The sequence below is a fragment of the Vibrio tubiashii ATCC 19109 genome (assembly GCF_000772105.1).
Lineage (GTDB): Bacteria > Pseudomonadota > Gammaproteobacteria > Enterobacterales > Vibrionaceae > Vibrio > Vibrio tubiashii.
Genome location: NZ_CP009355.1, coordinates 876,230 through 898,110, shown reverse-complemented (window position 1 = coordinate 898,110; position 21,881 = coordinate 876,230). Strand labels below are relative to the sequence as shown.

General features: G+C 44.3%; 37 protein-coding genes. 27 read left to right on the top strand and 10 right to left on the bottom strand.

From position 1 onward, the window contains the following. The first annotated feature begins 23 nt into the window (after positions 1–23). Together IX91_RS19200 and yciH are read left to right on the top strand one after the other, a co-directional pair. Positions 24–401 (top strand): DUF3319 domain-containing protein, encoded by a 378-nt coding sequence (locus IX91_RS19200; RefSeq protein ID WP_038197061.1) that lies wholly within the window; start codon positions 24–26, stop codon positions 399–401. Between the two features lie 6 nt (positions 402–407). Further along, positions 408–719 carry a stress response translation initiation inhibitor YciH gene (gene yciH / locus IX91_RS19195; protein WP_004742716.1) on the top strand — a complete coding sequence of 104 codons (312 nt, stop codon included), beginning with the start codon at positions 408–410 and terminating at the stop codon, positions 717–719. Positions 720–969: 250 nt separating this feature from the next. On the opposite strand, the gene IX91_RS19190 is transcribed toward yciH, so the two are convergent. Beyond that, positions 970–1,242, bottom strand: coding sequence for a hypothetical protein (locus IX91_RS19190; RefSeq protein WP_004742717.1), 273 nt, complete (start codon positions 1,240–1,242; stop codon positions 970–972). Positions 1,243–1,536: 294 nt separating this feature from the next. Between IX91_RS19190 and IX91_RS19185 the strand changes: the two genes are divergently transcribed. The 22 genes from IX91_RS19185 to IX91_RS26500 all read left to right on the top strand — a co-directional run bounded on the left by IX91_RS19185 (position 1,537) and on the right by IX91_RS26500 (position 12,646). After that, positions 1,537–1,740: a hypothetical protein gene (locus tag IX91_RS19185; RefSeq protein WP_004742718.1), complete on the top strand. Its 204-nt coding sequence runs from the start codon at positions 1,537–1,539 to the stop codon at positions 1,738–1,740. A 16-nt stretch (positions 1,741–1,756) separates the two neighbouring features. Continuing rightward, positions 1,757–2,566: a hypothetical protein gene (locus IX91_RS19180; RefSeq protein WP_004742719.1), complete on the top strand. Its 810-nt coding sequence runs from the start codon at positions 1,757–1,759 to the stop codon at positions 2,564–2,566. 552 nt (positions 2,567–3,118) lie between these two features. Continuing rightward, positions 3,119–4,462, top strand: coding sequence for a KAP family NTPase (locus IX91_RS19175; protein ID WP_004742720.1), 1,344 nt, complete (start codon positions 3,119–3,121; stop codon positions 4,460–4,462). Positions 4,463–4,660: 198 nt separating this feature from the next. Then, a complete protein-coding gene (locus IX91_RS19170; RefSeq protein ID WP_004742721.1) occupies positions 4,661–4,882 on the top strand; it encodes a helix-turn-helix domain-containing protein in 222 nt (73 codons plus the stop codon). Continuing rightward, entirely contained in the window at positions 4,879–5,130 is a 252-nt protein-coding gene (locus tag IX91_RS19165; RefSeq protein ID WP_004742722.1) for a hypothetical protein, read from the top strand. Before IX91_RS19170 ends, IX91_RS19165 begins: the two co-directional genes overlap by 4 nt. Then, positions 5,130–5,534 carry a hypothetical protein gene (locus tag IX91_RS19160; protein ID WP_004742723.1) on the top strand — a complete coding sequence of 135 codons (405 nt, stop codon included), beginning with the start codon at positions 5,130–5,132 and terminating at the stop codon, positions 5,532–5,534. The genes IX91_RS19165 and IX91_RS19160 overlap by 1 nt, the downstream gene beginning before the upstream one ends. A 12-nt stretch (positions 5,535–5,546) precedes the next feature. Beyond that, on the top strand, positions 5,547–6,038 hold the full coding sequence (locus IX91_RS19155; protein ID WP_004742724.1) for a hypothetical protein: 492 nt from the start codon (positions 5,547–5,549) through the stop codon (positions 6,036–6,038). Between the two features lie 117 nt (positions 6,039–6,155). Next, complete coding sequence (locus IX91_RS19150) at positions 6,156–6,812, top strand: helicase HerA domain-containing protein (RefSeq protein ID WP_004742725.1); 657 nt, start codon at positions 6,156–6,158, stop codon at positions 6,810–6,812. Positions 6,813–7,071: 259 nt separating this feature from the next. Continuing rightward, positions 7,072–7,878 carry a major capsid protein P2 gene (locus tag IX91_RS19145; protein ID WP_004742727.1) on the top strand — a complete coding sequence of 269 codons (807 nt, stop codon included), beginning with the start codon at positions 7,072–7,074 and terminating at the stop codon, positions 7,876–7,878. A gap of 9 nt (positions 7,879–7,887) precedes the next feature. Continuing rightward, on the top strand, positions 7,888–8,160 hold the full coding sequence (locus IX91_RS19140) for a hypothetical protein (RefSeq protein ID WP_004742728.1): 273 nt from the start codon (positions 7,888–7,890) through the stop codon (positions 8,158–8,160). 9 nt (positions 8,161–8,169) lie between these two features. Next, complete coding sequence (locus IX91_RS26690; protein WP_004742729.1) at positions 8,170–8,319, top strand: hypothetical protein; 150 nt, start codon at positions 8,170–8,172, stop codon at positions 8,317–8,319. Continuing rightward, positions 8,316–8,555 (top strand): hypothetical protein, encoded by a 240-nt coding sequence (locus IX91_RS19135; protein ID WP_004742730.1) that lies wholly within the window; start codon positions 8,316–8,318, stop codon positions 8,553–8,555. Before IX91_RS26690 ends, IX91_RS19135 begins: the two co-directional genes overlap by 4 nt. Further along, a complete protein-coding gene (locus IX91_RS19130; protein WP_236642911.1) occupies positions 8,552–8,980 on the top strand; it encodes a hypothetical protein in 429 nt (142 codons plus the stop codon). Before IX91_RS19135 ends, IX91_RS19130 begins: the two co-directional genes overlap by 4 nt. Further along, positions 8,973–9,584, top strand: a complete 612-nt coding sequence (locus tag IX91_RS19125; protein WP_004742732.1) for a hypothetical protein — start codon at positions 8,973–8,975, stop codon at positions 9,582–9,584. Before IX91_RS19130 ends, IX91_RS19125 begins: the two co-directional genes overlap by 8 nt. Then, a complete protein-coding gene (locus IX91_RS19120; protein WP_004742733.1) occupies positions 9,585–10,190 on the top strand; it encodes a hypothetical protein in 606 nt (201 codons plus the stop codon). Further along, complete coding sequence (locus IX91_RS19115) at positions 10,187–10,396, top strand: hypothetical protein (RefSeq protein ID WP_004742734.1); 210 nt, start codon at positions 10,187–10,189, stop codon at positions 10,394–10,396. Before IX91_RS19120 ends, IX91_RS19115 begins: the two co-directional genes overlap by 4 nt. Position 10,397: 1 nt before the next feature. Then, positions 10,398–11,159, top strand: a complete 762-nt coding sequence (locus IX91_RS19110) for a hypothetical protein (protein WP_004742735.1) — start codon at positions 10,398–10,400, stop codon at positions 11,157–11,159. After that, positions 11,159–11,386 (top strand): phage tail assembly chaperone, encoded by a 228-nt coding sequence (locus IX91_RS19105; RefSeq protein ID WP_004742736.1) that lies wholly within the window; start codon positions 11,159–11,161, stop codon positions 11,384–11,386. Before IX91_RS19110 ends, IX91_RS19105 begins: the two co-directional genes overlap by 1 nt. 17 nt (positions 11,387–11,403) lie before the next feature. Then, the gene (locus IX91_RS19100; protein ID WP_004742737.1) at positions 11,404–11,820 is read left to right on the top strand and encodes a M15 family metallopeptidase; all 417 of its coding nucleotides are present in this window, start codon (positions 11,404–11,406) and stop codon (positions 11,818–11,820) included. A 94-nt stretch (positions 11,821–11,914) separates the two neighbouring features. Next, a complete protein-coding gene (locus IX91_RS19095; RefSeq protein WP_004742739.1) occupies positions 11,915–12,334 on the top strand; it encodes a hypothetical protein in 420 nt (139 codons plus the stop codon). Continuing rightward, positions 12,327–12,479: a hypothetical protein gene (locus tag IX91_RS26685; RefSeq protein ID WP_004742740.1), complete on the top strand. Its 153-nt coding sequence runs from the start codon at positions 12,327–12,329 to the stop codon at positions 12,477–12,479. The genes IX91_RS19095 and IX91_RS26685 overlap by 8 nt, the downstream gene beginning before the upstream one ends. Then, positions 12,476–12,646: a hypothetical protein gene (locus tag IX91_RS26500; protein WP_004742741.1), complete on the top strand. Its 171-nt coding sequence runs from the start codon at positions 12,476–12,478 to the stop codon at positions 12,644–12,646. Before IX91_RS26685 ends, IX91_RS26500 begins: the two co-directional genes overlap by 4 nt. Here IX91_RS26500 and IX91_RS19090 read toward each other — a convergent pair. Next, positions 12,643–13,053 (bottom strand): DUF3653 domain-containing protein, encoded by a 411-nt coding sequence (locus IX91_RS19090; RefSeq protein WP_004749059.1) that lies wholly within the window; start codon positions 13,051–13,053, stop codon positions 12,643–12,645. The two genes, IX91_RS26500 and IX91_RS19090, sit on opposite strands and share 4 nt — an antisense overlap. Before the next feature lie 249 nt (positions 13,054–13,302). Here IX91_RS19090 and IX91_RS19085 point away from each other — a divergent pair, with 249 nt between their 5' ends. Beyond that, positions 13,303–13,725, top strand: coding sequence for a phage protein (locus tag IX91_RS19085; RefSeq protein ID WP_039952895.1), 423 nt, complete (start codon positions 13,303–13,305; stop codon positions 13,723–13,725). A 218-nt stretch (positions 13,726–13,943) separates the two neighbouring features. On the opposite strand, the gene IX91_RS19080 is transcribed toward IX91_RS19085, so the two are convergent. After that, positions 13,944–14,525, bottom strand: a complete 582-nt coding sequence (locus IX91_RS19080) for a hypothetical protein (protein ID WP_004742745.1) — start codon at positions 14,523–14,525, stop codon at positions 13,944–13,946. Between the two features lie 234 nt (positions 14,526–14,759). Between IX91_RS19080 and IX91_RS19075 the strand changes: the two genes are divergently transcribed. Both IX91_RS19075 and IX91_RS19070 read left to right on the top strand, forming a co-directional pair. Continuing rightward, complete coding sequence (locus IX91_RS19075) at positions 14,760–15,053, top strand: hypothetical protein (protein WP_004742746.1); 294 nt, start codon at positions 14,760–14,762, stop codon at positions 15,051–15,053. Positions 15,054–15,057: 4 nt separating this feature from the next. Then, entirely contained in the window at positions 15,058–15,420 is a 363-nt protein-coding gene (locus IX91_RS19070; RefSeq protein WP_236642981.1) for a hypothetical protein, read from the top strand. A gap of 67 nt (positions 15,421–15,487) precedes the next feature. On the opposite strand, the gene IX91_RS19065 is transcribed toward IX91_RS19070, so the two are convergent. From IX91_RS19065 to IX91_RS19045, 7 genes are all read right to left on the bottom strand, one after another. Further along, entirely contained in the window at positions 15,488–16,525 is a 1,038-nt protein-coding gene (locus tag IX91_RS19065; RefSeq protein WP_004742748.1) for a hypothetical protein, read from the bottom strand. Between the two features lie 21 nt (positions 16,526–16,546). Next, a complete protein-coding gene (locus tag IX91_RS19060) occupies positions 16,547–18,013 on the bottom strand; it encodes a protein kinase domain-containing protein (protein ID WP_004742749.1) in 1,467 nt (488 codons plus the stop codon). Positions 18,014–18,154: 141 nt separating this feature from the next. Continuing rightward, complete coding sequence (locus tag IX91_RS19055; protein WP_236642979.1) at positions 18,155–18,895, bottom strand: toll/interleukin-1 receptor domain-containing protein; 741 nt, start codon at positions 18,893–18,895, stop codon at positions 18,155–18,157. A 373-nt stretch (positions 18,896–19,268) separates the two neighbouring features. Then, entirely contained in the window at positions 19,269–19,424 is a 156-nt protein-coding gene (locus IX91_RS26680) for a hypothetical protein (protein ID WP_004742751.1), read from the bottom strand. After that, a complete protein-coding gene (locus IX91_RS19050) occupies positions 19,424–19,834 on the bottom strand; it encodes a hypothetical protein (RefSeq protein ID WP_004742752.1) in 411 nt (136 codons plus the stop codon). The genes IX91_RS26680 and IX91_RS19050 overlap by 1 nt, the downstream gene beginning before the upstream one ends. 603 nt (positions 19,835–20,437) lie before the next feature. After that, complete coding sequence (locus IX91_RS25930; protein WP_004742753.1) at positions 20,438–20,587, bottom strand: YoaH family protein; 150 nt, start codon at positions 20,585–20,587, stop codon at positions 20,438–20,440. An 83-nt stretch (positions 20,588–20,670) separates the two neighbouring features. Further along, entirely contained in the window at positions 20,671–21,876 is a 1,206-nt protein-coding gene (locus IX91_RS19045) for a conjugal transfer protein TraF (protein ID WP_004742754.1), read from the bottom strand. Positions 21,877–21,881 lie beyond the last annotated feature (5 nt).

Genomic DNA, 21,881 nt, shown 5'->3' with positions numbered 1-21,881 from the left:
TGAATACAAAGATAATAATGACTATGGCTGCTGCAACTTACCGAGGTTTCACCCTCAAATCTGCTGGAAATTCGACTGAAGTTTGGCAAGTACAAATCAAACAACACGTGTTGTCAGGAAGTATGGCAGCCGTGAAGAAAAGCATCGATTGGTTTTGTGATACGGCAACAATCATTGATCCTAAAGAATTCAATTCACTGGCGAGTAAACAGAAAGCTACCGGGCAACCCGCACAAGAAAACTTTCATGGATACACCATCAAAAATGACACCGGTGACGTAAACAGCTGGTACTGTTTCTTTAATGGAAGGCTAATTAAAGGCGGAAAGCTTGCTATTCAGAAGCACATAGAGGCATACTTGGTCGCTAAGCAAAAAGCTGAACAGCAACAGAAGAAGTAAAACTGTATGACTCTTGTATATAGCACTGACGTAGGTCGCATCAAACCTGAAGAAGAAAAGCCTCAACGCGAAAAAGGCGATGGCATTGTACGTATCCAACGCCAAACTAAAGGACGCAAAGGTAAAGGCGTTTCTATTGTTACTGGGCTCGATTTAGATGATGCGCCACTTAAACTATTAGCCGCAGAACTTAAAAAAGTTTGTGGCTGCGGTGGTTCAGTTAAAGACGGCACAATTGAAATTCAAGGTGATGCACGTGACAAGATCAAAGCGCACCTAGAAAAGAAAGGCCACACAGTAAAACTCGCTGGCGGCTAAACCAATAAGCAGTGAGTTAATCTCTGATTATCGAACTGATTATTAGGTATTTTATGGTAAATCTAGTTATGTTGAATTTCGCGGCTCAAAGTAGAAAACCATAGAGTAGAGAAGAAAGGACAAAAGTAGTCCTTTCTTAATACCAAACCACATTTAACATAACGTACATAATACGCACTGAAAGAGACAAAAAAGAAAGGTATCTTTCTTAACAATATCAACTAGATACCTTTACTTTTTGCCTCAATAATCAAGCTGATTTTTTATTATCAGTTAGACGCTCTAAAGCTTCAATTGCACGTCCATTCTTAGAACGTTCAGCGATAATGGCGAGTAATACTAAATCAGCATCTAATCCTAAGATTTCTGCTACTTCACACGCTATATCATCACTCATTGTTCCACCGTGACGCCATTTTTGAACTGAAGGTTGGCTTAATCCTAAAAATCTAGCGACCTGTCTGTCGCTATCTAGTTGTTTTTCAACGCGTAATCGGTTTAACAAGTCTAGAGTGGTTATCATGTTTTCTACCTCCATCCTAAGGATAGATTAACCCCGTGGTGATAAACAACTGACTATCATTCAAAATGAAAATGATCTTTAATCTGAATCGTTCAGGTTGAACAGGCTTTGAAGAGCGCCGGTGATACTTGAGCATGTCAAGTCGGGAGACTTTACGAAACATCATCACAGTTCATGTTCCCTTATAACGATGAACGACCCGCTGTTAGAGGTTCGGAACTCTAACAGCGGGACTCTTGAAGATGTTTCCTAACCCCAATTATTGACCAAGAGCATCAAATAAGGATCAACATTATGTCAGCAAATAGTAAAACAGCTCTCAATCTCATAAATGAGCGCATCGCATTAGCAGAAAAGCACATGGCTAACGATCAAGCCAACGAAGAATTCACAGCACACCAAAAACAGCTAAACGCTAACTACTATCGTGGCGCTATCAATCACTTAACGGTTGTTAGAAACCAAATTGAAGCAACTCTTACTTGGCGCGATAAGTAAGGCGGCTTAACCTACCATGAGCAAACCGGATTACCTAGAGCTAGTCACCAAATACAACTTCTTTGCACGTGAGAGTGTTAAGAACGGTGGTAAAGCTTATCTACCCAAAGGAAAATCCGACGTATTCCGCGCCATTATGAAGCATGGCGCGCTCTCCAAACCTTCTTTCGTTCAACGCTTATACAAGAATCACGGCATTGATACTTTTAAGCGCATGAACCGCCGCAATAACTTCACACAGCTGTGTCTTTGGATCACGGCTAATGTCTCTCTAGAAACACGTACATTCTCAAGTAACGGTACTCAAGGCCAAATCGCTAAAGATATTGGCGTGAGTCAGCCAACTGTATCGCGCCTGTTAGAGTTGGCCGTGAAAATGGGTATTATCTCCCCTGCTTTCACTGGTGACAAAGAAACGACCGACAAGAAAGCCGGACTTGTTTTCGATGAGAACGGGCTACCTTACAACCAAATCTACAAGGTTGAAGATGACTTTTGTTACCTGGCAGGGCCTGTCGCTGGGCGCAAGCTTGAAGACGCATTCAGAATAGCCGATGAAAAGGCTTATGCTGAAACAGGTTGGAACTTGCATGAAAGGCTTTTAACGGTGCGTAACACCCTATGGGAAGGCACAATTGAAAGACGTGTGAAAGCTATTTCAGAAGGCTGCTTCAAGAAGACTATCTCAAAGATTACTGACCGCTCTAGAGCCGTCAAAATCATTCTAGACCGCATGACAAAGCGCGGTGAACACCTCCTACTCTCTGACTATGAGCTAGACCGTATGGTCAATACAAGGCTCAAATCCTGCGGATTCTCCGCATAATCTCCAGTCTATCCGGTTAGCTCCGGATCTTAACGCGATCTCCCTACTCTAACGCTGTCTATTTATTGTTCGATGACCCATCAACAAGACGGATTTGCCCACTGATATTTTCCCATTATTCGAAAAATTCCCATAGCGTTTGGGTATGTCGCACCTAGTTATTTTTTTTAGTGCATACGGAGTTAGATTAGTTACTGAATCCGACGGGAGAAATACCGCATTACCTTTTCCCCAAATTAATAAATTAAAAAGAAAGGAATAACGACCTCATTCTGAGGTCTGGAGAGTGAAGTGCCATTTCCTAGCTAAAGCTAGGGGCTACTTCAATTGCGCTGAATCACCCCAATACAATCGACAGGCTTTCTCAAAGGCTTTGAGGATATAGGCCGTTTCTATCGCTTCGCGATGCTTCTAGCAAGATGAAAGGTGATGTTGTTCGCTGAGCACAAAAATCTATAACACGCGTTGCATCAATACTTTAGCTGTATACAGATGATAGGATAGCTAAACAATTCACCACAACATACCAGTAAGATGCTAGAAAATAACCAGATGTCATTTGAAAAACGTGATGAGTTTAAGCGTAGAAATATAGCTGAAAAGATCATTAAAATACTTAACTCCAACATCTCTACATCTCCCCTCGTAATTGATGGTTCGTGGGGATTAGGTAAAACTGAGTTTTGCCAAAAATTAATCCATCTAATGAGTGAGACAGAGGAGCATCATCTAATTTACATTGATGCATTCAAAGCAGACCATGCAGATGAACCTCTATTAACGGTGCTGGCCAAAGTCTTAGAAGTTATACCAGATGAAACTGAACAAAAAGGAATTATCCAAAAGTCGGTTCCCGCATTGAGGTATGGCTTAAAAGTTGGTGGTAAAGCGCTCGTTTCCCATATCCTTAGGCAAGATGCTGACCATGTATTGGATGGCTTTGAAAATGAAATTAGAGAAGTTGCTGACAAAGCAATAGATACTTCTGTTGAATCATTGCTAAAAGATCATATTGAAGCTGAGAAAAATCTAAAGGCTCTACAAGAAGCTCTACAAGATATTGCCGAAAAGAAACGAATCTTTATATTTATTGACGAGCTTGACCGTTGTCGCCCAGATTTTGCTGTCCAGATGCTGGAAACAATTAAACATACATTTGACGTTGAGGGTGTCAATTTTGTGTTAGTGACAAACTTGAATCAGCTAAAAGCTTCGATTAATCATCGTTATGGGGAAAGTATTGACGCTCAGCGTTATTTAGACAAGTTTCTTAAATTTACCGTCACGATACCAAACACAACGATTGAGCATGACCACCATAGTACATTAGCGTCAATTCGTCATTACAGAGCCCTTTTGGAAAGTAGTGAACTTATTAAGGTCGCTGATTTGGCTCATGATTCCGATTTTAAGTTTGTTTCCCAAATTATTGCTATTAATAACCTGTCCTTACGTGAAGTAGAGACTTTCGTACGCCACGTCGAAATATATCAAGTCCTCACCAACAACCACGGCCTAAACAACCAAGTATTTTGGGTGTATAAGAAAATTCGACTATTAGGTATTTTGTTGGCGAGTCTTAAACCTGATCTAGCTAACTCTGCCTTAAGTAATCGTTTAGATGCTGCTGCTCTAGGTGAGTTTGTGGGCGTTGCTCAACTGCCTGATTGGAATGACCAATTACGTCATCCCACTCACCTTCAAGTGATTGCTGTAATGCTTGGTTCTGAATGCCATATCAACTCAGAAAGTTATATCGCACAAGACCAACAAGAACGGGACAAATGGGATCAAGAAATTGGTCAATACTTTAAAGGCATTGGATGGCCTCCAGCAAAAGGTGAAAGATTAAAGTTACTTGCTGACGTAATACAAACCATTAATCTTGCCAAATAACTACATAAATACCTTCACGTATATTATTGTAATTTTCGCACTGAGCAGGCCGCAACCGCGGCCTTTATGATACTTGCAACCCTATTCAAGATATATAAAACAAGTACCTTATTTATATATTGTATGTATAATATCTAGTCGATGACTTCGTAAACTCTTCCGGCTTGTTTCTATTAACGTCAGTTAAGGTAATGAGCCATGAAAACTAATCTAGCGGCACAAAGCGGCGAATGCCGTTATCCAATGACCGCACACCTAATCTCTGATGCTCGTATTCGCTCTGGACTCAATCAACAAGAGTTCATAGACAAGCATAAGCTTTCCGTTACTCAAGCCACCCTTTCTCGCTGGGAAACCGGACAAATTCAAGTCTCCACTGATGTACTGCTTAAGCTCGGCTTAGTTAAGGCCGTGCAATGACTCTAAGAACCCAATTCACCCAAATCATTTCTGGTATCAAAAGCTCACGTCAGGAACTCGAAGACGCCTCCCCTGACTGGTCGAGCGTGTCCGCGTTCAAACTGGCCGGAGTCGTCAAAGACTACGCCATTAAGAACTTCGAAGCGGCCAAGTCTATCTTCGAAAGCAAAGTCACCGCACTGGAAAACCTACAGCAGCAGATTGACGAGCTGCGCGACCAAGTGGAACAAACACAAGGAGAGAAGTAATGGAGATTCTAGGCTATGTAAAATGCACCGCCCCTAACTGCAACGCACCCATGGAAGTCAGCCGCTGTAATGGTAAACGTGCGGCCTTCCTAAAGGGACGCTGTAACGTTTGTAATTGCACAGAGCAACGTGCCAATGCCAACACCCAAGAATACCTAAAGCAATATATGCCTTTGGAAGAGCTCGATAAGCCACTTGAAGTGCAACAGGAACGGATTTCAACGCCACCAAAAGCACAAGAAGTGCAACCAGAAGCCAAACAAGTGCAATCGGAAGTGCCAAAACAAACGACTTCTGCCCCTAAAAACACATCCGGCAGCGTATCGGGTTGGTTATGTGCGGGTATCGGTGCCGGACTTGGCCTCGCCTTTGGCAAAGCCTTCACCGTATTAAAAGCAATTTAAGGACGATTCAGAATGAAAGAGAACGAAGAACAACTAGAACTCAACGAAGAACTACAAACCCTTTCAAGCGAAGACAAAAACGACTTCCTCAAAGAGCTTGAAGAAGAGTTCGACCCAGAAGCCGCGCTCGAGAAGCAAGAAACTGAAAAGCAAGAAAAGCAAGCCAAAGCCGACGGTGAGCAAATGATGCTCCAAGCCGCTAAAGAAGGAGCGCTCACGCTGATGGGTGGCCTTGAAATGGTCATTCAGGAAGCCGCAGACCCTCGCCTAGAGATTGGTGAAGAAAACGCAGTCAAAGTCGCAGAAGCCGCCGCCCCGGTCATTCTCAAGTACAACGTTGAGCCGCCAGAATGGGCGGTGAAGTACAAAGAAGAAATTGGACTGGGTTTAGCCGTGGCGACTGTCGGACTTTCGTTGTTCCTGCAGCATCGCCAGTTGAAGAAAGCCGATCGCCTTGAAGCCTTAAGAGCTAAGCAGGCCGAAGAAGCCGAGCAAGCCGCATAAGTGAAGTTAGTCACACTTAAGGCATATCTAAGCCAAATCTGATTAGGTATCTAAGGCATATAAGCCAGTACCAATAAGACCGCCTACTGTTGGGCGGTTTTTTATTGGAGTAACCTCATGGAGCCTATCAACAACAATAACGAGCTTGATAACCATCACGCCTATGTCGTCGGTATGTCCGGCTCGGGCAAGTCCTCATTAGCGAAAAAGCTACTCATCAAAGCCACTGACCAAGTGGCAATCTATGATCCCAAACGTGAATACGATGGCTTGTTATTGGGGCGAAAAGTGCGCGTCTATACCAACCTGAAAACCTTTGCCAGTGCCCTATTCGCCGGACGCGACACCAAGCAAGGCTTTAAGATTGCTTACCGCCCTACAGAACCCTGCGCTAAGGACTTCGATTTATTCTGCAAGGTGGTTTGGTGCTGCGGTAATGGTAAGCACATCAAGCCACTTAAAACTATTTGTGAAGAGGTTGCGGAGAACTCAACCAGTGCGGGTAAAGCAACGGGCTACCACGGCAAGCTGCTGCGTCTAGGCCGTTCTTACAATATTCACACCATCAACCTGTTTCAACGTGGTCAAGAAGTGCCTAAGACCATCATCGATAACTGTGAATATGGCTACATCATGCTGACCAAGACGCCTAAGAGTCGCCGCTACCTTGAAGACCTGACCGGAATCTGTGCCTTAGAGCAGGCAAAACTCGCCAAGTTTGAGTATTTCAAGCAGTACGGTGTGACCGTGGAACAAGGCCGCATTCGGTGGTGAACTGTGAAGGCAGTCACACTTAAGGTATATCCAAGGCATATCAGCATTAGGAATCCAAGGCATATAACGCAGTACCAATACAGCTCCTATCGCCCATTTAGGGCATGTGTTTATTGATTGGAGTAAATCGAACTATGAAATTAAATGCGAGAAGTCTTGGCATTATTGCTGGCGTCGCGGCGGTTGTTGCTGGCGGTCTGATTTGGGCGTCAAACAACGTTGATGCTGTTGAAGATGCGATCGGTTAAGGAGTAATTACATGAACTCAGTAATGAAAATTAACTCATTCACGGGTCACGGTTGGGGCGAACGCGCCACCGTGCAACTGTCAACAGGCCCGACTTATGAAGAGATTTTCCTTGAAACCAACCTCACGCCTGAGCAAATCAAGCGTGTGTCTATCACGTTAAACGCTGACGAAATCATTGTACTGGATGGTCAGTTGATGAAGATGCTGGAAGCCTATAAAGGTATGCCAGCAGTGGACGGTTTCTACCATATCCCATTAGCGGATATCACCGCCAAGACGAAAAACGGCATGCGTTACACGGCGTTAGTCACTGAAAAAGGTGACAACATCACGTTGGAAGTCGAGATTGCGGATAAACCTGCCGCAGATGCACCAGACGTACAGCTTAAAGCGCATGCGACGGTCTCCCCTGCACAACCTGCGCGTATTGTTGTGCCAATGATTAAGCAGCAGACCATGCAAGCAGGTGCAACAGAGAATGAATTTCTAACGCTGATGCACGGTGATTATATCTTTGTGCGTCGTCTGCATTTTATGACAGGTCAGATGAACAATCTCAAAATCAGCAAAGACTACATCAAGCTGTATGACGCATCACGCTCGGTAGAAACCATGCGTGCCAAGCGCAACAAACGTTACTGGCAAGCGGGTATGTATCACTTCGATCCTATCATGCGCGGTTACTACCTAGATGAGCTGTTCCCAACCAATCACCAGAACGAGCTGAAACTGACAGCTAAGACTGATTCGGTGGTCAACACGATCCCTATTTTGGTTGAAGCCGTCGAAGTCGTTCGCCCTGACTTGATTCAGTAAGGAGGCACCATGTCTCTATGGGATGACCTAGGGAATTTTGGCTCTGGGATGCTTGATAGCGTGGGTGAAGGCTTTGATAACTTAGTCAAAACCGCGACGACGCAAGAGCAGCAAACCGTCAACCCTGGTACCACATCACAGTTGGACAAACAGGCCGATAACCACGGCAACAAAGTCACGCCACTACCACAACCTACAGAAGACAAAACATTGCTTTATGTCGGTCTGGGCGTCGGCACGGTGTTGAGTGTGGGTCTGCTTATTGTGTTGGCAAAAAGCTAAGGAGGACTCATGCCTTTGATATGGGTCGCCCTCGCCGCTGGCGGTGTGGGCTTTGGTGGAGGTTTCTTTGCAGGTTCAAGCGCATCGAAGGTTCTGAAGATAGCCGCTCTTGGGGGCGGCGGTTACATCGCTTACAAAGTGATTAAGGGGGCGAAATGATTCCGGCTATGGGCGCTGCAAGCGCACTCGGTGGCGGTTTGTCCGCGGGTGGTTCGATGCCTATTGATGCGGGTGGCGGCTCAGCGGGCCCCAGTGAAGCGACGGCGACCAACTCCATTGGGGGGATTCGCAACGCTTCAATCAACTTTGGTGGTAGCGGTTGGCAAAACCTCGCAAGTAATGCGCCAATGTTATTGCTTGGGTTAGGTGTCGTGATATGGGCGGTGAGTCGATGAAAAAGTTAACAACCATCACCTACCTCGCCGCCAGTCGCAAGGACTTGAACTACCACCTTGAGCAATTAAAGCCCGCTTTTGCGGGCTCAGATTGCCCTAAATCGGAATGGTTAGAGATGGTCAGCCGCGTCAAATCTGGTGAGGCGGCATTGTACGTTATCAAATCTAAGGGCGTGTTACTTCGTTTTGTTGGCCGCGTGATTGATGGGGCTTATCACATTAATGCGATGTGCGGAAAAGGCTTACATCAAGCTGCTCCACTCATCATTCAACGTTGTCTAGCTATGGGCTATCAATCCATTACTTACAGTACGTACAGGCTTGGAATGGGGCGAATTCTCGCAGGGTTTGGCTTTGAGCTAGACAAGTTAGTGACGCCAACGGAGCGCCGATACTTATTAGATCTTGGAGGTGTATATGGGTAAAGGAGGCTCTAGCTCAAGTAGCAACACAACCAATACCACCAACACCAACGGCACGAGCGCCATTAGTGGCGACAACCTTGGTGTGGTGATTTCTGGGGTCAATGGCAATGTGGGCAACATTACCGTCACTGACCACGGTGCCATGAACACCGCTGAAAGCATCGCAAAATCGGCGGTCGCCAGCAATGCCTCAGCCATGAAAGAAGCCAGTGACTTGGGCAAAGAAGCGATTAAGTCCAATGAAAACGTGACCAAAGAGGCACTTAAGTCCAATGAAAGCGTGAGTAAAAAAGCGCTTGATACAGGCTTTGAGTCGCTTAAAGAATCGCTTGGTTTTGGCAGTGAAGCGCTGAAAGAAAACAGCGCCGTCAACCAAGTGGCAATGGATAACATGCGCAGGAACAGCGAAGACTCCATCAATGCAGTCAAAGCAATGGCGGCGCAATCAGGGCTGAACGCCCGCGAAGCGTTACACATGGCAGAAAAGACCGCACAGCGCAGTCAAACGGGTAACTCCGGCGATATGACTAAAGTTGTTATCGCGGTGGCAGGTGCCTTTGGTATCGCAGCCGTGGCCTTTGCAGTCACTAGAGGGAGAGGTTAAATGAGACTCGTCACATTACAACCTTATGAAGTGAAGCGTTTTGGCGTTAGCTCGGATAAATGGCTCATCGTTCGTGAGGCGCAAGAGTACGTTTATATTCAAAGCGAGAACGGTGAAAAAATTCGTGTGGATGCGGGTGACAAGCTCGACATTTCAAGCTTTAGAGAGCTGGAGATTGTCAACCCACATACCGCCCCTATTCGTTTTGTCTTCCAGCTGACCAAAGTTGAGTTGAACACCACACCGCCAACTAAGGTGCAGTTTGCTGACTCAATGGCAGTGTCGGAAATTCGCGCCCCTGTTACGACTAGACAGGAAACCGCGCAACGCTTCGTCAGTCCGGCGCACATCACGATTGAGCCGAACAAGAGCAAGCGCTTAGTCGCCGCTTCTTATTCACGCCTTGAAACCATCATTCAAAATATCAGCGATACCGAAACTGAAGCCATGATTGGTGACAGCACGGTATCAGCTGTGGTCGGCATGCCCATACTTGGTGACCGAAAAGCGCCAGCGGGTATCACGCTTACGGGCGGTGGTGAACTTTGGGCGTTCAATAACAGTAATCAGCCGCTCAAATTGGCGTTGATGGAGGTGTATCGATGAGTCACATGATGCCCCGTCGAGTGGTCGCGATTAATGACCCTTTGACGGAACACCTCAAGAACTTACAACCGGAGCAAGTGGACGCCCTGCAAATGATGCGCGGCGTTTACAGCAACCAAGTGGTGTTAAGTGCTGCCTTGGTGTCGAGCTTCACACAGCAGTTGACCGCAGACAGTGCGGTCAACTCACTACTAAAAGGAAACTAGTATGACAACTGATTACACCGCTTTGGGTGAGTTGGTTTCAGAAAGCCGTCAATTGCTCGACCTGATTAAAGGTGGTGCGATTAACACCATGCAAACTGAGCACACACAAGCGCTAGCCAAGTTTAACGCTGATGCGACGGCGTTTTTAGCCAACATGCAGGATGCGGTGCCTAACCTTGCCCTGTCGGGCAATCAAACATTGCAGGTAGCTGAAGGCGCAACCATTCCAAGTTTGTTTGGGGCAAATGAGCGCGTAACCATGACGCGCGTGACGGCCATTGATGGTCAGCCACAACTTAGAACGGCGGAAATGAAAGCCATGCTTGCTGACATTGAAGCAGGGGTAAAAACTCAATTCCCTGATTTTAGTATTCTGGCGAATAATCACTACCGCGACTCGTTCAATATCTTTCGTGTGTCTTGGGATTTCTCGAACTACGACAAAACGCCCTACCTCTGTTATCCGCTGTCTAACAGTGTTGGCATTCCCATTCACAACATTAAACCGCTGACCTCGGCAGCGCTCATTAAGCTGGAAAGTGGCAGTTTAATTAAAGGGAATAGCTACTTTGCAGAGGGAGCGGTTTTGGGTGAGTGGCGCTACTGCTACACTATGCATGAAGATACACATTTCGGTTCATATATATATGCGCACCCCTTCCCAGCCAGTGAAACAGGCTCGTTTTTAATGGCGCTGCCCGTAGTGGCAACGGGCTACCTAAACCGTCCTGAGAAACTGTTCACCATTCCGGAGATTGGCTAATGAAAGCAAATTTACACCCTGAATGTCTGCTCAACATGCTACGTGAGGTTCGTAAACCAAAACTCGCTGAAGCGGATTACCTCGTTGAAACAGCGCTAGATTTGGGCGTTGACGTCACTCCATTTCGTCAATATCGCCAAGCCCTGCGCGACATTACCAAACACTATCAATCGCCGGAAGGTGTGCAATGGCCGCAAAAACCATCATTGCCGCAAGCGTCTGCTTAATTGGGGGAATACTTATCATGAAACAAAAAACGGTCTCTAAGTGGGTACTGTCTGCCCGTAGTGAAGCGCGTATGGTTGGGGTTCATACCGACCTAAAGGCTGTGGTTCGTCGTGCGATTGAACTATCGCCTTTTGACTTTGGCATTACGTCCGGCAAGCGCACAGCAGAACAGCAAAACGCGCTGTTTAAAAAAGGGGCGAGCCAGTTAGACGGCTATTCAAAACTTAGCCGTCACCAAACAGGCCACGCGGTCGACTTTGTTGTTTACGACGAAAACAACAAAGTGACTTGGGGCTTTAGCTACTACGAGCAAGTGAGCTGGGCATTCAAGCAAGCCGCGCGCGAATTGGATGTGCCTATCAAATGGGGTGGCGACTGGAAGTCCTTCAAAGACGGTCCACACGTCGAACTGGATAAGGCGTACTACCGATGATCAATAAAGGTGACGCGAAAAAAATCGCCGTCACCGTTGTTGGTGCGGTGGCGGCGGCTTACACAATCAAATTTTTAAGGACACAAGGTTGGCTATGATTGGATTAGTTACTTCCCTCTTTTCTGAAGGTATTGGGTATTTTAAGCGCAAACAAGATGCCAAACACAAAGCGCAAGAGCGTGACGATCAACTAGAGCAAGCGAAACTAGATGCTCAGATTAAGCGCTTACAGTCTGGTGACGAGTCAGCCGCTAAACTTGATGAACTCAGCATCAAACAACGTGGTTGGAAAGATGAATACTTGTTGATCTTAACCACACTCCCACTCGGCCTGTCATTTATCCCCGACTGGGCGCATATCGTGGATGCGGGTTTTTCTGCACTTGATGGCGTACCAGAATACTACTGGTATGCGCTCGGCATGATTTATGTGGATACGTTCGGTTTTCGTCGTATGGTAAGAGTGGCGTTTGAACACTGGTTGCAAAAGCGCTTTGGAGGTGTGAATGGTTGACTACCAAACACTATTAGTCTTTGCAGTGAGCTCTCTATGTTCAGGCGTTGGTGTAGGTGCAGTACTTAAGACAGATGTTCGTTGGCTTAGAATGATGCTAGAGAAGATGGACGATCGTGTTACGCGATTAGAGAACAAATTATGAGACGTTGGTATCTAGGCTTAGTGCCTGTTCTATTGTTTGGCTCTATGTACGCTTATGCAGCTTCACAGCGAAAACGTAAGTTTGATGACTACTCGTTAAAGAACTTTCCTGATAGTTCACCAGAGCCGATACCCAACTTAAGCAAACTCATTGATCACATTAACTAACAGGGCTTTCGCAAGCCCTGTTTGCTTTTTAACCTATATCGTTTCTTTTTTTTCCGTCTGAACTGAACCACGTTAGACGTCGTTTTCAAACTCATACGAATATCTAGCTCCATCAAGTCATAAGCACTCAGTTCACGCCCTCCGGGTGTGTAAAGCACATCGCCTCTTATCTTAAAGCCTCGCCACAGTGGCGATATAGGCAAATAGCCCCTATGCATTATCAGCAGCAAACGCACCACTGATAGAGGCCAATTACCTTTTTTAAGCCAGTTCTTCACCGTTTGAGGCGTGACACCGAAGTATTCAGCCGCCTGTTTGTGATCGTCAAAGTGCCATAACAGCAGATCTGAAACTTGGTTGATGTAAAGGTTATGGGCGAATAGCTCGTCTTTTATCTTTCTTTTCATGTGACTCATGTCTCATTATTATAAATGGGACAAAAATCATATTTTTTGTGGGGTTTAGTAACAATTAAGTAGAAGCGATTCATTTTCCCAACTTTTATAAAGTGTGACTTAGTTAAAAGTTGTCTACTTAGTGCATAGTGTGTGTTTAGTCAGTAATGTAACTAATTGAACATAAACCATAATAATGCGCACTTAGCATGTAAGAGCAAAGTTGTAATGTCACTTTTTAGCAATTTTAAAATGTCCTCGTTGCTCACGCCCAACTTCCGACAGCTGGTTCACCAACAATTTATGGATCTGCACCAAGCGGCCGCATTTTTTCACGTGCAACCCGTCACCGTTAAGCGCTGGGTTTTAGGCGTCACGCCGGTCAATCCACTCGCGGAAAAGCTGCTCAACATTAAAGCCCGCGGTTATCTGCCGCTCGATATCCGCTGGGACGGTTTTCGCGTCCATGAAGAGCGCGCCACGCTGATTACGCCCGATCGACGCGAGTTTAACCCCAAAGAGCTCGAGAATTTCGTCTACTGGCGCGACGAACATCGTCAGTTGGTCAAATTGTATGGCCGACTGCACCATCCTTGTCCCACGCCACCGGTGCCCAATCGAGCACCTTTTCGCGGTGGCCGCCGCGTCGAGCCCAAGCCTTGGGTGCCGAGTAAATTCAAATGACGTCAGCGCCTCGCACTGGGCAAACACACGCCGGACGTTAGGTCCGGCGTGGTTGAGAAGGTTGGGTTGGACTCGGTTGAGGCGCGACTTCGTCGATCGGCACTTTGTAGCGTTCATCCTGCAGTAACACACTGGCCGTTTTGAGCAACGTTTGTTTCACCTGGCGTTGTGATGGCCGTAGCCGTACGCGTCGTCGATTTAACATAATGCAGGGTCCGTTAGTGAGCCAATAGATCTAACTCTTCATCGAGCAGCATTTCGAACAGCACGTCTTGCTGACGTTCAAACAGGCTGTCAAAGGTAGCAAACATCACCGGAACCTCATGCCAGCTGTCCAATACTTTGTAGCCATACAAGCCATAATGCGACAGGAAGGCTTTGGGGGGATCGACAATGTACACACCGACACTGTTGGGGTACGTGGTGAGAAAATACAGTGCGATGTAGGTGATCATCGACATCAATCGCTCGGTCATGGACTGAGCCGCCCGCCCGCTTAACGGCTCAAGCAACAGTGTATGCTGTCTCCCTACCCGACTGTCGTACACGCCAACCAGCAGCCCTGAACGTGGTTTTTTGAAGCGCTGTACGCCGATATGAAAGGCACGGCCGGAAAAACAAGATAAGTGGTAATGACTGAGCCAATCCAGGACCGGACTTTCGTCATCTGTGAGCGCACGGTAGCTCTTTTCGCTCAAAGAAGACACCTTCAGCTCGAGCTGGGTTTGATTGATGACATCTTGCAGAAACTGCACATCAATCGACTGACGTTCTATTAAGGGTGTGGCTTTGTTGTTCATAGGTCTCGCGCCTTTATTTAAATTAAGGATGGACAGTGACGGTTAGGTCGAGGATAAGTTAAGGGCTTTTTCGAGGCTCGCGCGAGCGTAAACCAGGATTAATTACACGAAATAATGTGCGGTTAAGACACAAATGATGCGATAACAACAGGATACGAAACTGAATCAAGCAATGTGATTATTTAGTCGTTGTTTCAGTGGTGTTTGTTGGCTTTTTCTGAAATTGGAGTGCCTATGTCAGCTCAATCCTTACTCATGGAAGCATTAGATAAAGTGTATGGTCGCGTGTCCAGTAAGCTTGAGGCGAATCGTTTGTATAAAGTCCTGGTCCCTGCTCTTCACCAGGCGTTAGAGTCAAACGTGCCGTTATCGGATCCACAAATGACATTACTGATTGAAGCGATTGCTGATTTACCGCCTTCTGGAGCAAGAACACGTAATTTCAAAAATAGATATTTAAAAGACCGAGATTCTATGATGAGATTACCCAAAGATCCGAATAGTATTATGTATGGTTATTGGTGGTAATGGCATGAAGTTTCAGTATTTCTATTGTATCTATGTTCTGGCAGTTTTATATGTGGTCTCAACGTTGTGGGTTCTGGCTGGGGTCGAGATCTACGTTGACGTCACTTCTTTTATAACCGTCTTTTTTCCGTCACTTCTGGTTGGTGTGGGGAGTGTTCTTTACTCTAAAGACAAACTGTTTTCTTCTGTATCCATAACGGCTTTGGTTTCTGGGGTCTTTGGCGTTATAGCTGGCACTATCGCCACCTTTTCCAATGTGTTTGATAGTCAAGCTACCTTTGCTGGCGTCGCAGTCTCACTATTGCCGCTCCTGTACGCCCTCTTTATTATCTTGCTCATTGTGCCTACTTTACTAAGAAAATCATAAAGCCCGCTAATGCGGACTTTATGACATTATAAACACTAGGCTTTGGGAATCCCTCTTAAACAGTTTTTTAAACTGATAAGTCGTAGTTGCTGATTCCCATCCGGTTTAAGAACTTGCACCTATAGTCACCAAAACTTCTTGACGTGTTTCTAATGTAATTACCTAAATCTACATCTTTCTCATCGATACCCTGCCAAAAAAACGGAACTTTATCGTTATAAAGACTTTCTATGAACAGAATATGAGTAAGCGCCAAAAATATTCGGATAAAGTTTGAAGGTTCATTAAAGTCATTCTTTAAAAGATGAACTATGAGGTGTCGATTAAATCCGCCAGAACCCCCATTACTAGTTTTATATAAAACCTCAGCAAAGTATAAGCGAAAAGCATTTATCACATCACATTGGGGGTTAATTTGTGTAAAGAACTCTATTTCGACTTCGGGGTTATGATCTTTCCCTGGATACCAATCATACGCTGAGACTTGATTACGTCCCCATACAAGAATCAAATCTTTTAGACCTTGCTCGAAAGCCTTCGCACTCACGTTACCTTTGTCTACACATAGAATTTGTTCTTGTGCATTTCTTAACCCCGCTTCGAACACCGGCATTAGTGATATTATAGCTATGTGATCCATGCCTAAATAGAAAGCTTCTATAGCTTCAAAAATTATTGTTTTGTAATCACTAAAATAATTACTAGCTAAGAAGTATTTATTAAAATAAGCCATCGCTACATCGATTGAAAAGACATCTAGCAGCCATTTGTTTGCTGCTGTTTCGGGGATAGACGAATTCAATACACGATGCAATTGAAGGTCCATATCCCCTTGTCCTATATACAAGGGGATCGGAACTGCAACAGAAAGAATGCGTTGTTGCATTTTTGTAACCAGATGGTAGTGGCTTGTATAATATGAAATAGGTCTATCGGTAAGGTAAATCGTTTGATTTCCAATTTGAACTTCAAAGCCACTACAATTTCCTAAGCCTCTACTTCGAACAAGGACCTCTTCACCGGCCCTTTTTCTATAGATTAGCTTTATCGATTCAGGTGTAAGCTTTGACTGTCTTGCTAGTGTTTTTACTACTTTTAATTCCACCTAACCTACTCCTAAACCTTTTTAGGCAAGCTTTTTGGTTGCGAAGTACTCCGCACCTTGCTTAATAAACTCTCGAAATTGATCTTCTGTAAGCGTGTTATGTTGACCATTGTAGGCATCATACTCACCTCTCAGATTGTTATAAGGTGATGTGGTACAGAAGAATACAAAAGAGCCATTCATGAAACGGGAGATTGGTCTAGCAAGCGGTGGCAACGGTTTGCCTTGATACAAGTTGTTGTCCCAACATTGGTATGTAGCATATACACCGGGTTCAACTTCAGTCATCTCTTGAAAAGTACCTTTGAATGAACCCACACCCGGAATGCCTATAGCGGTTGTCTCCTCCACCTCTAATCGAAAATAATTCCAGGAAGGCTCTAGACCAAATGACTCATATGTAAGCTTCTTTGGCTTCAATATCTCAGCACCAATGTCACCAACATGAAGAGCTAGCATTCCATCCTCTTTAGCCTTTGAAACAGCCGTTATTGTATTGCCACCGCCGGTAGGGTAAAACATATGGTTGAGAGCTTTTACTTGAGCGACTTCGTTAAGCACCCCTATGATAGAATCTAAGTCTGTCCAAGTTGCATGTTTGGGGCTACCCAAAGGAAACAATATTTGCTGAATTTCAAACCACTCAGTGACATTACGTTTTTTGAAGTCTTTATTTAACTTGAGCCATTCATCCAATCTAGATATAAATTCAGTAATTGTTGGACGAACATTTTCATCGTTATCAGTTGCTTCAGCCAACAGTTGATCTAACTTAGTTAAATATAAACTTTTATGATAGTTTTTAAGACCTAAGACACTATTAGCAATGTACTGGCCATCAAAACCCTTTTCTTCACCTGTTATAGCTATCCAAATAGTCTTTGCAAAAGAGTAGACATCTGCTTTTTTACCATCAGCAACGTCAGCATACCTTCGCATTTCTGGCGCCATCGTAAACTTAGCCCCTACATCACGCGTTTTGGGTGTTATATCCTCTCTAGTTGGATACTTTACTAAACCAAAATCAGTAAAAAACAGGCGACCGTTGTAAAACAGAATGTTCGACGGTTTTATATCTCTATGTGATATATTCTCCTTGTGTAGTTCTTCTAACGATTTAGCTAAAGGGACAAAACCTGACACTATTTCTAAAGCGTCTTTGTCTTTTTGATATACATTAAAATCTTCAGCAATCTCTAATATAAACCATGGAAATTCAGATTTTGGGTCCTCTGGTAGATTAGACTCTAATACTTTCAAAACTCCATCAATATCTATAGTGGATAGAACATGCACTTCAGCCTTAAATCGTTGGTAGGAAATCGGATCGATATTTTTTAGTATCTTCATCGCATAATGATCATGTTCATCATTTGACACTTTCCATACATCTCCATTTCCGCCAGATCCTAATTTATCAACCAGGCGGTACTTACCAAATTTAGCGCCCTTTTGGACTTTTAATCTTTTCTTTTTATTAGGACTCATTATTCAAACCTACTTATGTACAACCTTTAAGGTAGCCCGACGCTCAGTCAAGATGTGAGCAAAAATATACCGATGGAACCGCACACAAAACGCGACGCACAGCAAAATACCAAACGTAGTAAATCACTCTTAAACTTATTGTTATACATTTACAAGCTTATGTTGTATTGCGTATTTTTTACCAGCGGACTCTAGGTACAGATCGCCATCGTGATCTAGGCGAATTAACCCTTTTGATAGAGCTTCTTCAATCAACATATCGAGCATGACGCGAGACATACTTGATGCATGTACAAGATTTGTATATACGGTGTAGTTTTCACCTCTTTCAAAGTCTGCAACTACATACGTCATTAACTCTCTAATTGGGTCGCCTGTTTTCTCCGGGGGAATATCACTAATAGGTGTGAAAGGATTGTTTCCGATTTCGGGTTTTTGGAAAAGAGGAGCACCATGGAAAGTTCTTACTAACTCATCATAACTAAATTCGTAGTCATCATCTTTAGAGAAATTTATAAATAGTTTAGTTTTGAGAAATGTCGGAACACTGTGTGTACCAAACTGTCTAATTACCGGGACTACTTTATTTGAATCAATGTTTGAAAGTAGATCAGCAGTAATAATCATTTTTTCATAGCCTACGCCACCAACCCCGCTGTTTGCCTTATCAACATATTTATCGGTACAAACCATAACTACGTAGTCTGAATCAGCAAGTTGTGTTTCCATAAAGTGAGGAAGATCGTCCCCCGGCCTTAATTCCCATTGATCAATAATTGCATCAACACCGCTATTTCTTAATCGCGTCGCTAAATCGAGCACCCACTTTTTGTGCTCCTGAGAATCGTGTGAATATGAGATAAATACTTTAGGTGTAGACATAGGTTTCCTCAAATTAATTGAATACATAACAGCTACTAGGTATAAATATTCTTTACGTGCTGAAAAAGCACCTCTCTCCTGTTGTCTATTTGTACTTTGGGTTATCTGTTTTTTGCAATTTATCAGTCGCTTAGATAGAGAACAATCACGCACTGCGCCAAAGTGCATACTAATCCTGAATAACATGCTTTAAATCAAAAATTTCAACTTAATAAAGGAAAAAAACCGCCCAATGTTGAGCGGCTTTCTTTAGCGTCTGCGTCGAGTTTTTCGTCGCTTTCTCGTGGCGGCTTTCACTACCCTCCCGCCTCGTAGTGTGTACCCTTTCTTAAGTTGACCATTTTGCTTGCGGCCTTTGCACTTACAACATCGTTTAGCCATGAGAGTCCTCCAGTTTGCGTATTCGTTGTTCCTGGTCTTGCTGCACTTTCTTTATCCAGTTGATGTCGGTTTTGAGCGCTGCAATGGTGCCCGCGCTTGAAACCACGCCGGTGATTAAGGAAATCAGCATCGCTTCAAGTAATCCCATCACTGCCCCCTGAACTTGCCTGAGAAGAATTCGAGCAAGTAGCGCACCATGGCGCGCATGCCAAGGGTATCGATGACGACGGCACCCACCACATACCAATACGGCTCGGGAATATTCTGCAGCGCCTCAAAGCCTTGTTCCACATAGGGCGCGTAATCGGGAATGAAGGAAAGAATGAGCGGAACAAACACCACAAGCAGGATGAACTCGTCTTTAACGCCGCGCTCTTTGATGCTGACTTCATCGAGGCTACTGGCTTGCTCTTCGCCCTTTTGCAATCGGCGCACCCTCGCCTGATGTTTCTCCTGGTCGAGCTCGTCTTTGCGCTTTAACGCTTCGGCTTTGTTGCGATTGTACTGCCGATAAGTTTCGAGTCCGCCATTAAACAAACTGACAATTGCACCAATCATGGGTACACCTGGCGATCGAGCTAAATGTGTGGACCATCTTTAAGCGACTTTAAGTCTCCCCCATACATTCCACACCAACTATTTCCCATTTTTTATTTACACATTGTTACGGCGTAACAATGCATGTACGTTCTTTAGTAGGCACAAAATCATAGGTACAAAACCTTTTTGTACCTGTTGAAAATCGATTATTAATCGATAACGGATTAGGGGACGTTCGAGACTGGCTTCAGATTTCATTAGTTACACGATCACGAGTCAGAATAATACACTACATGATAGTAAGCGCTTGCAGACTTGAATTACAAAGATGTAATTTTATTACAACCTGCACATTCGCAACCCCACCTGCAGCACAAATAACTACGCTAAACTATTGTTTTAAATCACAATGATATAATTAGAGCACTATAAAGATGAGACTTTCACTTTTATTACAAATGACGATTTAGTTCGAGTTTTATCTTGTTTTCGTCGATGTGTGAGTACGGACGAGTAAGCTTGTTGATACGGAATTCTGTTATAGTGCATCATCTAATGCAGGCATAAAAAAAGAGCAGTTCCCTGCTCTTCTATGTATCTGTTGCTAAGTTTAAATTGTAGCTACTGCTGTTTAGCGGCTTCAGCTCTAATTTCTTCTGCGACCATTTTTATCGCTTGAGCTGTACTTATACCCTCTGCCATTAACTCTTGGATTTTCTCGACAGCTTTTTGCTGTTCTTCATGGGAAAGTGGCGGTAGATCATCAAACATAAAAAAGGCTCCTAAAACTTTAGGAGCCGACTATATTACGATTTGACTGTAAGAGCTAGTGCATTACTCCCCTAACCTATAACTTAATAACTCGTCAGGAAGTTAATGTAGGCGCCCATTGAATTTTCATTCGTGTAGCTCGCGCCTATATCCAATTGGAATAAGTTTAGAGGTGACAAGCCAATACCAGCAGTCACTGTGTCGTCAAGATTGTCATATGCTAGATTTCGATTCCAACCAGCACGCAGTTTTAACTGACGCATGATGTCAATTTCGCCACCGACTCTAAGCATTTGAGAGTTATCTTTGAAATTAGTGAACTTTTCCTCTTCTCTAAGATCGTAATCAACACTTAGAGTCGCGTAGTCAGCAACTAGACCAACACCAACAGTGTATTGAGGGCGCATTTGATAATCAAAAGTCACCGCCTCAAAGGTTCTAGACTGACTTGAGTCCACCCTAGAGGTCACAGTTGTACCAGCAAGTTCTTGGGACTTGATATCACGTGAAACTAAATTCATCGCAGAGAAACCAACCCGCAAAGGACCGTAGAACCATAGGAAACCTGCATCCATATTGAACATGGTTTCGCCTTGTCCATTTTCTCGAACATCCTTTATATCGTAATTGTTTAGATTGGCTCGATAAACGTAAGTGTAAATGCGTTGCAGTTTTGGAGTAATACCAAACGAAATATGTTGACCCAAGAACGTTTGATATTTTGCGAGTGAGATACCTACTTCAGTAACACCCAGACCTACAGCGTCGACTCCACTCAACTCTGCATTGATAGCAGGATTGAGGTTGGGTGTTGCACTGTTGGCACCTGTATATATATCGGTCTGCGCAAAAGACTCAGCATAAGCTTTACCAAAAACATTAGCAGCTATGAACTTATTTGGAATAGCAAACGCGACAACACCACCAAATTGAAGATTGGCGACATCTCCTTGCAGGGCATTCAGTGTACTTTCTAGTTCTGAAACATTAGAGTAATCACCACCAACAGCTTGATCAATTAGATCAGACGCCTTTTTAAGGTCATCCACCATCATATGCTCATCGCTATAAGATAAGCCGATACTTGGAGTGATCATTCCATAATCGTCATTACGACGATATATGGCTGTCAGTGCTGGGTTATAGAATGGAGCGGTGAGGAAATTTGCAGAAACTACACCTACTCCGCCCATTGCGTCTCCGCGGGCTTCAATAGCGTAGTTTGCAGCAGAAGCTGAACTGGCTGCAAGTGCAATAGACAATGTAAGAAATTTTATTTTATTTTCCATAATTG

Coding starts and splice junctions, on each gene's coding strand:
- IX91_RS19110 (WP_004742735.1), top strand. CDS start 10,398: ATGACAACTGATTACACCGCTTTGGGTGAGTTGGTTTCAGAAAGCCGT.
- IX91_RS19125 (WP_004742732.1), top strand. CDS start 8,973: ATGGGTAAAGGAGGCTCTAGCTCAAGTAGCAACACAACCAATACCACC.
- IX91_RS19140 (WP_004742728.1), top strand. CDS start 7,888: ATGTCTCTATGGGATGACCTAGGGAATTTTGGCTCTGGGATGCTTGAT.
- IX91_RS19045 (WP_004742754.1), bottom strand. CDS start 21,876: ATGGAAAATAAAATAAAATTTCTTACATTGTCTATTGCACTTGCAGCC.
- IX91_RS19120 (WP_004742733.1), top strand. CDS start 9,585: ATGAGACTCGTCACATTACAACCTTATGAAGTGAAGCGTTTTGGCGTT.
- IX91_RS19080 (WP_004742745.1), bottom strand. CDS start 14,525: ATGAACAACAAAGCCACACCCTTAATAGAACGTCAGTCGATTGATGTG.
- IX91_RS19165 (WP_004742722.1), top strand. CDS start 4,879: ATGACTCTAAGAACCCAATTCACCCAAATCATTTCTGGTATCAAAAGC.
- IX91_RS19130 (WP_236642911.1), top strand. CDS start 8,552: ATGAAAAAGTTAACAACCATCACCTACCTCGCCGCCAGTCGCAAGGAC.
- IX91_RS19170 (WP_004742721.1), top strand. CDS start 4,661: ATGAAAACTAATCTAGCGGCACAAAGCGGCGAATGCCGTTATCCAATG.
- IX91_RS26685 (WP_004742740.1), top strand. CDS start 12,327: ATGGTTGACTACCAAACACTATTAGTCTTTGCAGTGAGCTCTCTATGT.
- IX91_RS19105 (WP_004742736.1), top strand. CDS start 11,159: ATGAAAGCAAATTTACACCCTGAATGTCTGCTCAACATGCTACGTGAG.
- IX91_RS25930 (WP_004742753.1), bottom strand. CDS start 20,587: ATGTTTGATGATCTACCGCCACTTTCCCATGAAGAACAGCAAAAAGCT.
- IX91_RS19060 (WP_004742749.1), bottom strand. CDS start 18,013: ATGAGTCCTAATAAAAAGAAAAGATTAAAAGTCCAAAAGGGCGCTAAA.
- IX91_RS19115 (WP_004742734.1), top strand. CDS start 10,187: ATGAGTCACATGATGCCCCGTCGAGTGGTCGCGATTAATGACCCTTTG.
- IX91_RS19100 (WP_004742737.1), top strand. CDS start 11,404: ATGAAACAAAAAACGGTCTCTAAGTGGGTACTGTCTGCCCGTAGTGAA.
- IX91_RS19155 (WP_004742724.1), top strand. CDS start 5,547: ATGAAAGAGAACGAAGAACAACTAGAACTCAACGAAGAACTACAAACC.
- yciH (WP_004742716.1), top strand. CDS start 408: ATGACTCTTGTATATAGCACTGACGTAGGTCGCATCAAACCTGAAGAA.
- IX91_RS19055 (WP_236642979.1), bottom strand. CDS start 18,895: ATGTCTACACCTAAAGTATTTATCTCATATTCACACGATTCTCAGGAG.
- IX91_RS19185 (WP_004742718.1), top strand. CDS start 1,537: ATGTCAGCAAATAGTAAAACAGCTCTCAATCTCATAAATGAGCGCATC.
- IX91_RS19075 (WP_004742746.1), top strand. CDS start 14,760: ATGTCAGCTCAATCCTTACTCATGGAAGCATTAGATAAAGTGTATGGT.
- IX91_RS19180 (WP_004742719.1), top strand. CDS start 1,757: ATGAGCAAACCGGATTACCTAGAGCTAGTCACCAAATACAACTTCTTT.
- IX91_RS19200 (WP_038197061.1), top strand. CDS start 24: ATGGCTGCTGCAACTTACCGAGGTTTCACCCTCAAATCTGCTGGAAAT.
- IX91_RS19135 (WP_004742730.1), top strand. CDS start 8,316: ATGATTCCGGCTATGGGCGCTGCAAGCGCACTCGGTGGCGGTTTGTCC.
- IX91_RS19175 (WP_004742720.1), top strand. CDS start 3,119: ATGTCATTTGAAAAACGTGATGAGTTTAAGCGTAGAAATATAGCTGAA.
- IX91_RS19090 (WP_004749059.1), bottom strand. CDS start 13,053: ATGAAAAGAAAGATAAAAGACGAGCTATTCGCCCATAACCTTTACATC.
- IX91_RS19160 (WP_004742723.1), top strand. CDS start 5,130: ATGGAGATTCTAGGCTATGTAAAATGCACCGCCCCTAACTGCAACGCA.
- IX91_RS19050 (WP_004742752.1), bottom strand. CDS start 19,834: ATGATTGGTGCAATTGTCAGTTTGTTTAATGGCGGACTCGAAACTTAT.
- IX91_RS26500 (WP_004742741.1), top strand. CDS start 12,476: ATGAGACGTTGGTATCTAGGCTTAGTGCCTGTTCTATTGTTTGGCTCT.
- IX91_RS26690 (WP_004742729.1), top strand. CDS start 8,170: ATGCCTTTGATATGGGTCGCCCTCGCCGCTGGCGGTGTGGGCTTTGGT.
- IX91_RS19095 (WP_004742739.1), top strand. CDS start 11,915: ATGATTGGATTAGTTACTTCCCTCTTTTCTGAAGGTATTGGGTATTTT.
- IX91_RS19150 (WP_004742725.1), top strand. CDS start 6,156: ATGGAGCCTATCAACAACAATAACGAGCTTGATAACCATCACGCCTAT.
- IX91_RS19070 (WP_236642981.1), top strand. CDS start 15,058: ATGAAGTTTCAGTATTTCTATTGTATCTATGTTCTGGCAGTTTTATAT.
- IX91_RS26680 (WP_004742751.1), bottom strand. CDS start 19,424: ATGGGATTACTTGAAGCGATGCTGATTTCCTTAATCACCGGCGTGGTT.
- IX91_RS19190 (WP_004742717.1), bottom strand. CDS start 1,242: ATGATAACCACTCTAGACTTGTTAAACCGATTACGCGTTGAAAAACAA.
- IX91_RS19145 (WP_004742727.1), top strand. CDS start 7,072: ATGAACTCAGTAATGAAAATTAACTCATTCACGGGTCACGGTTGGGGC.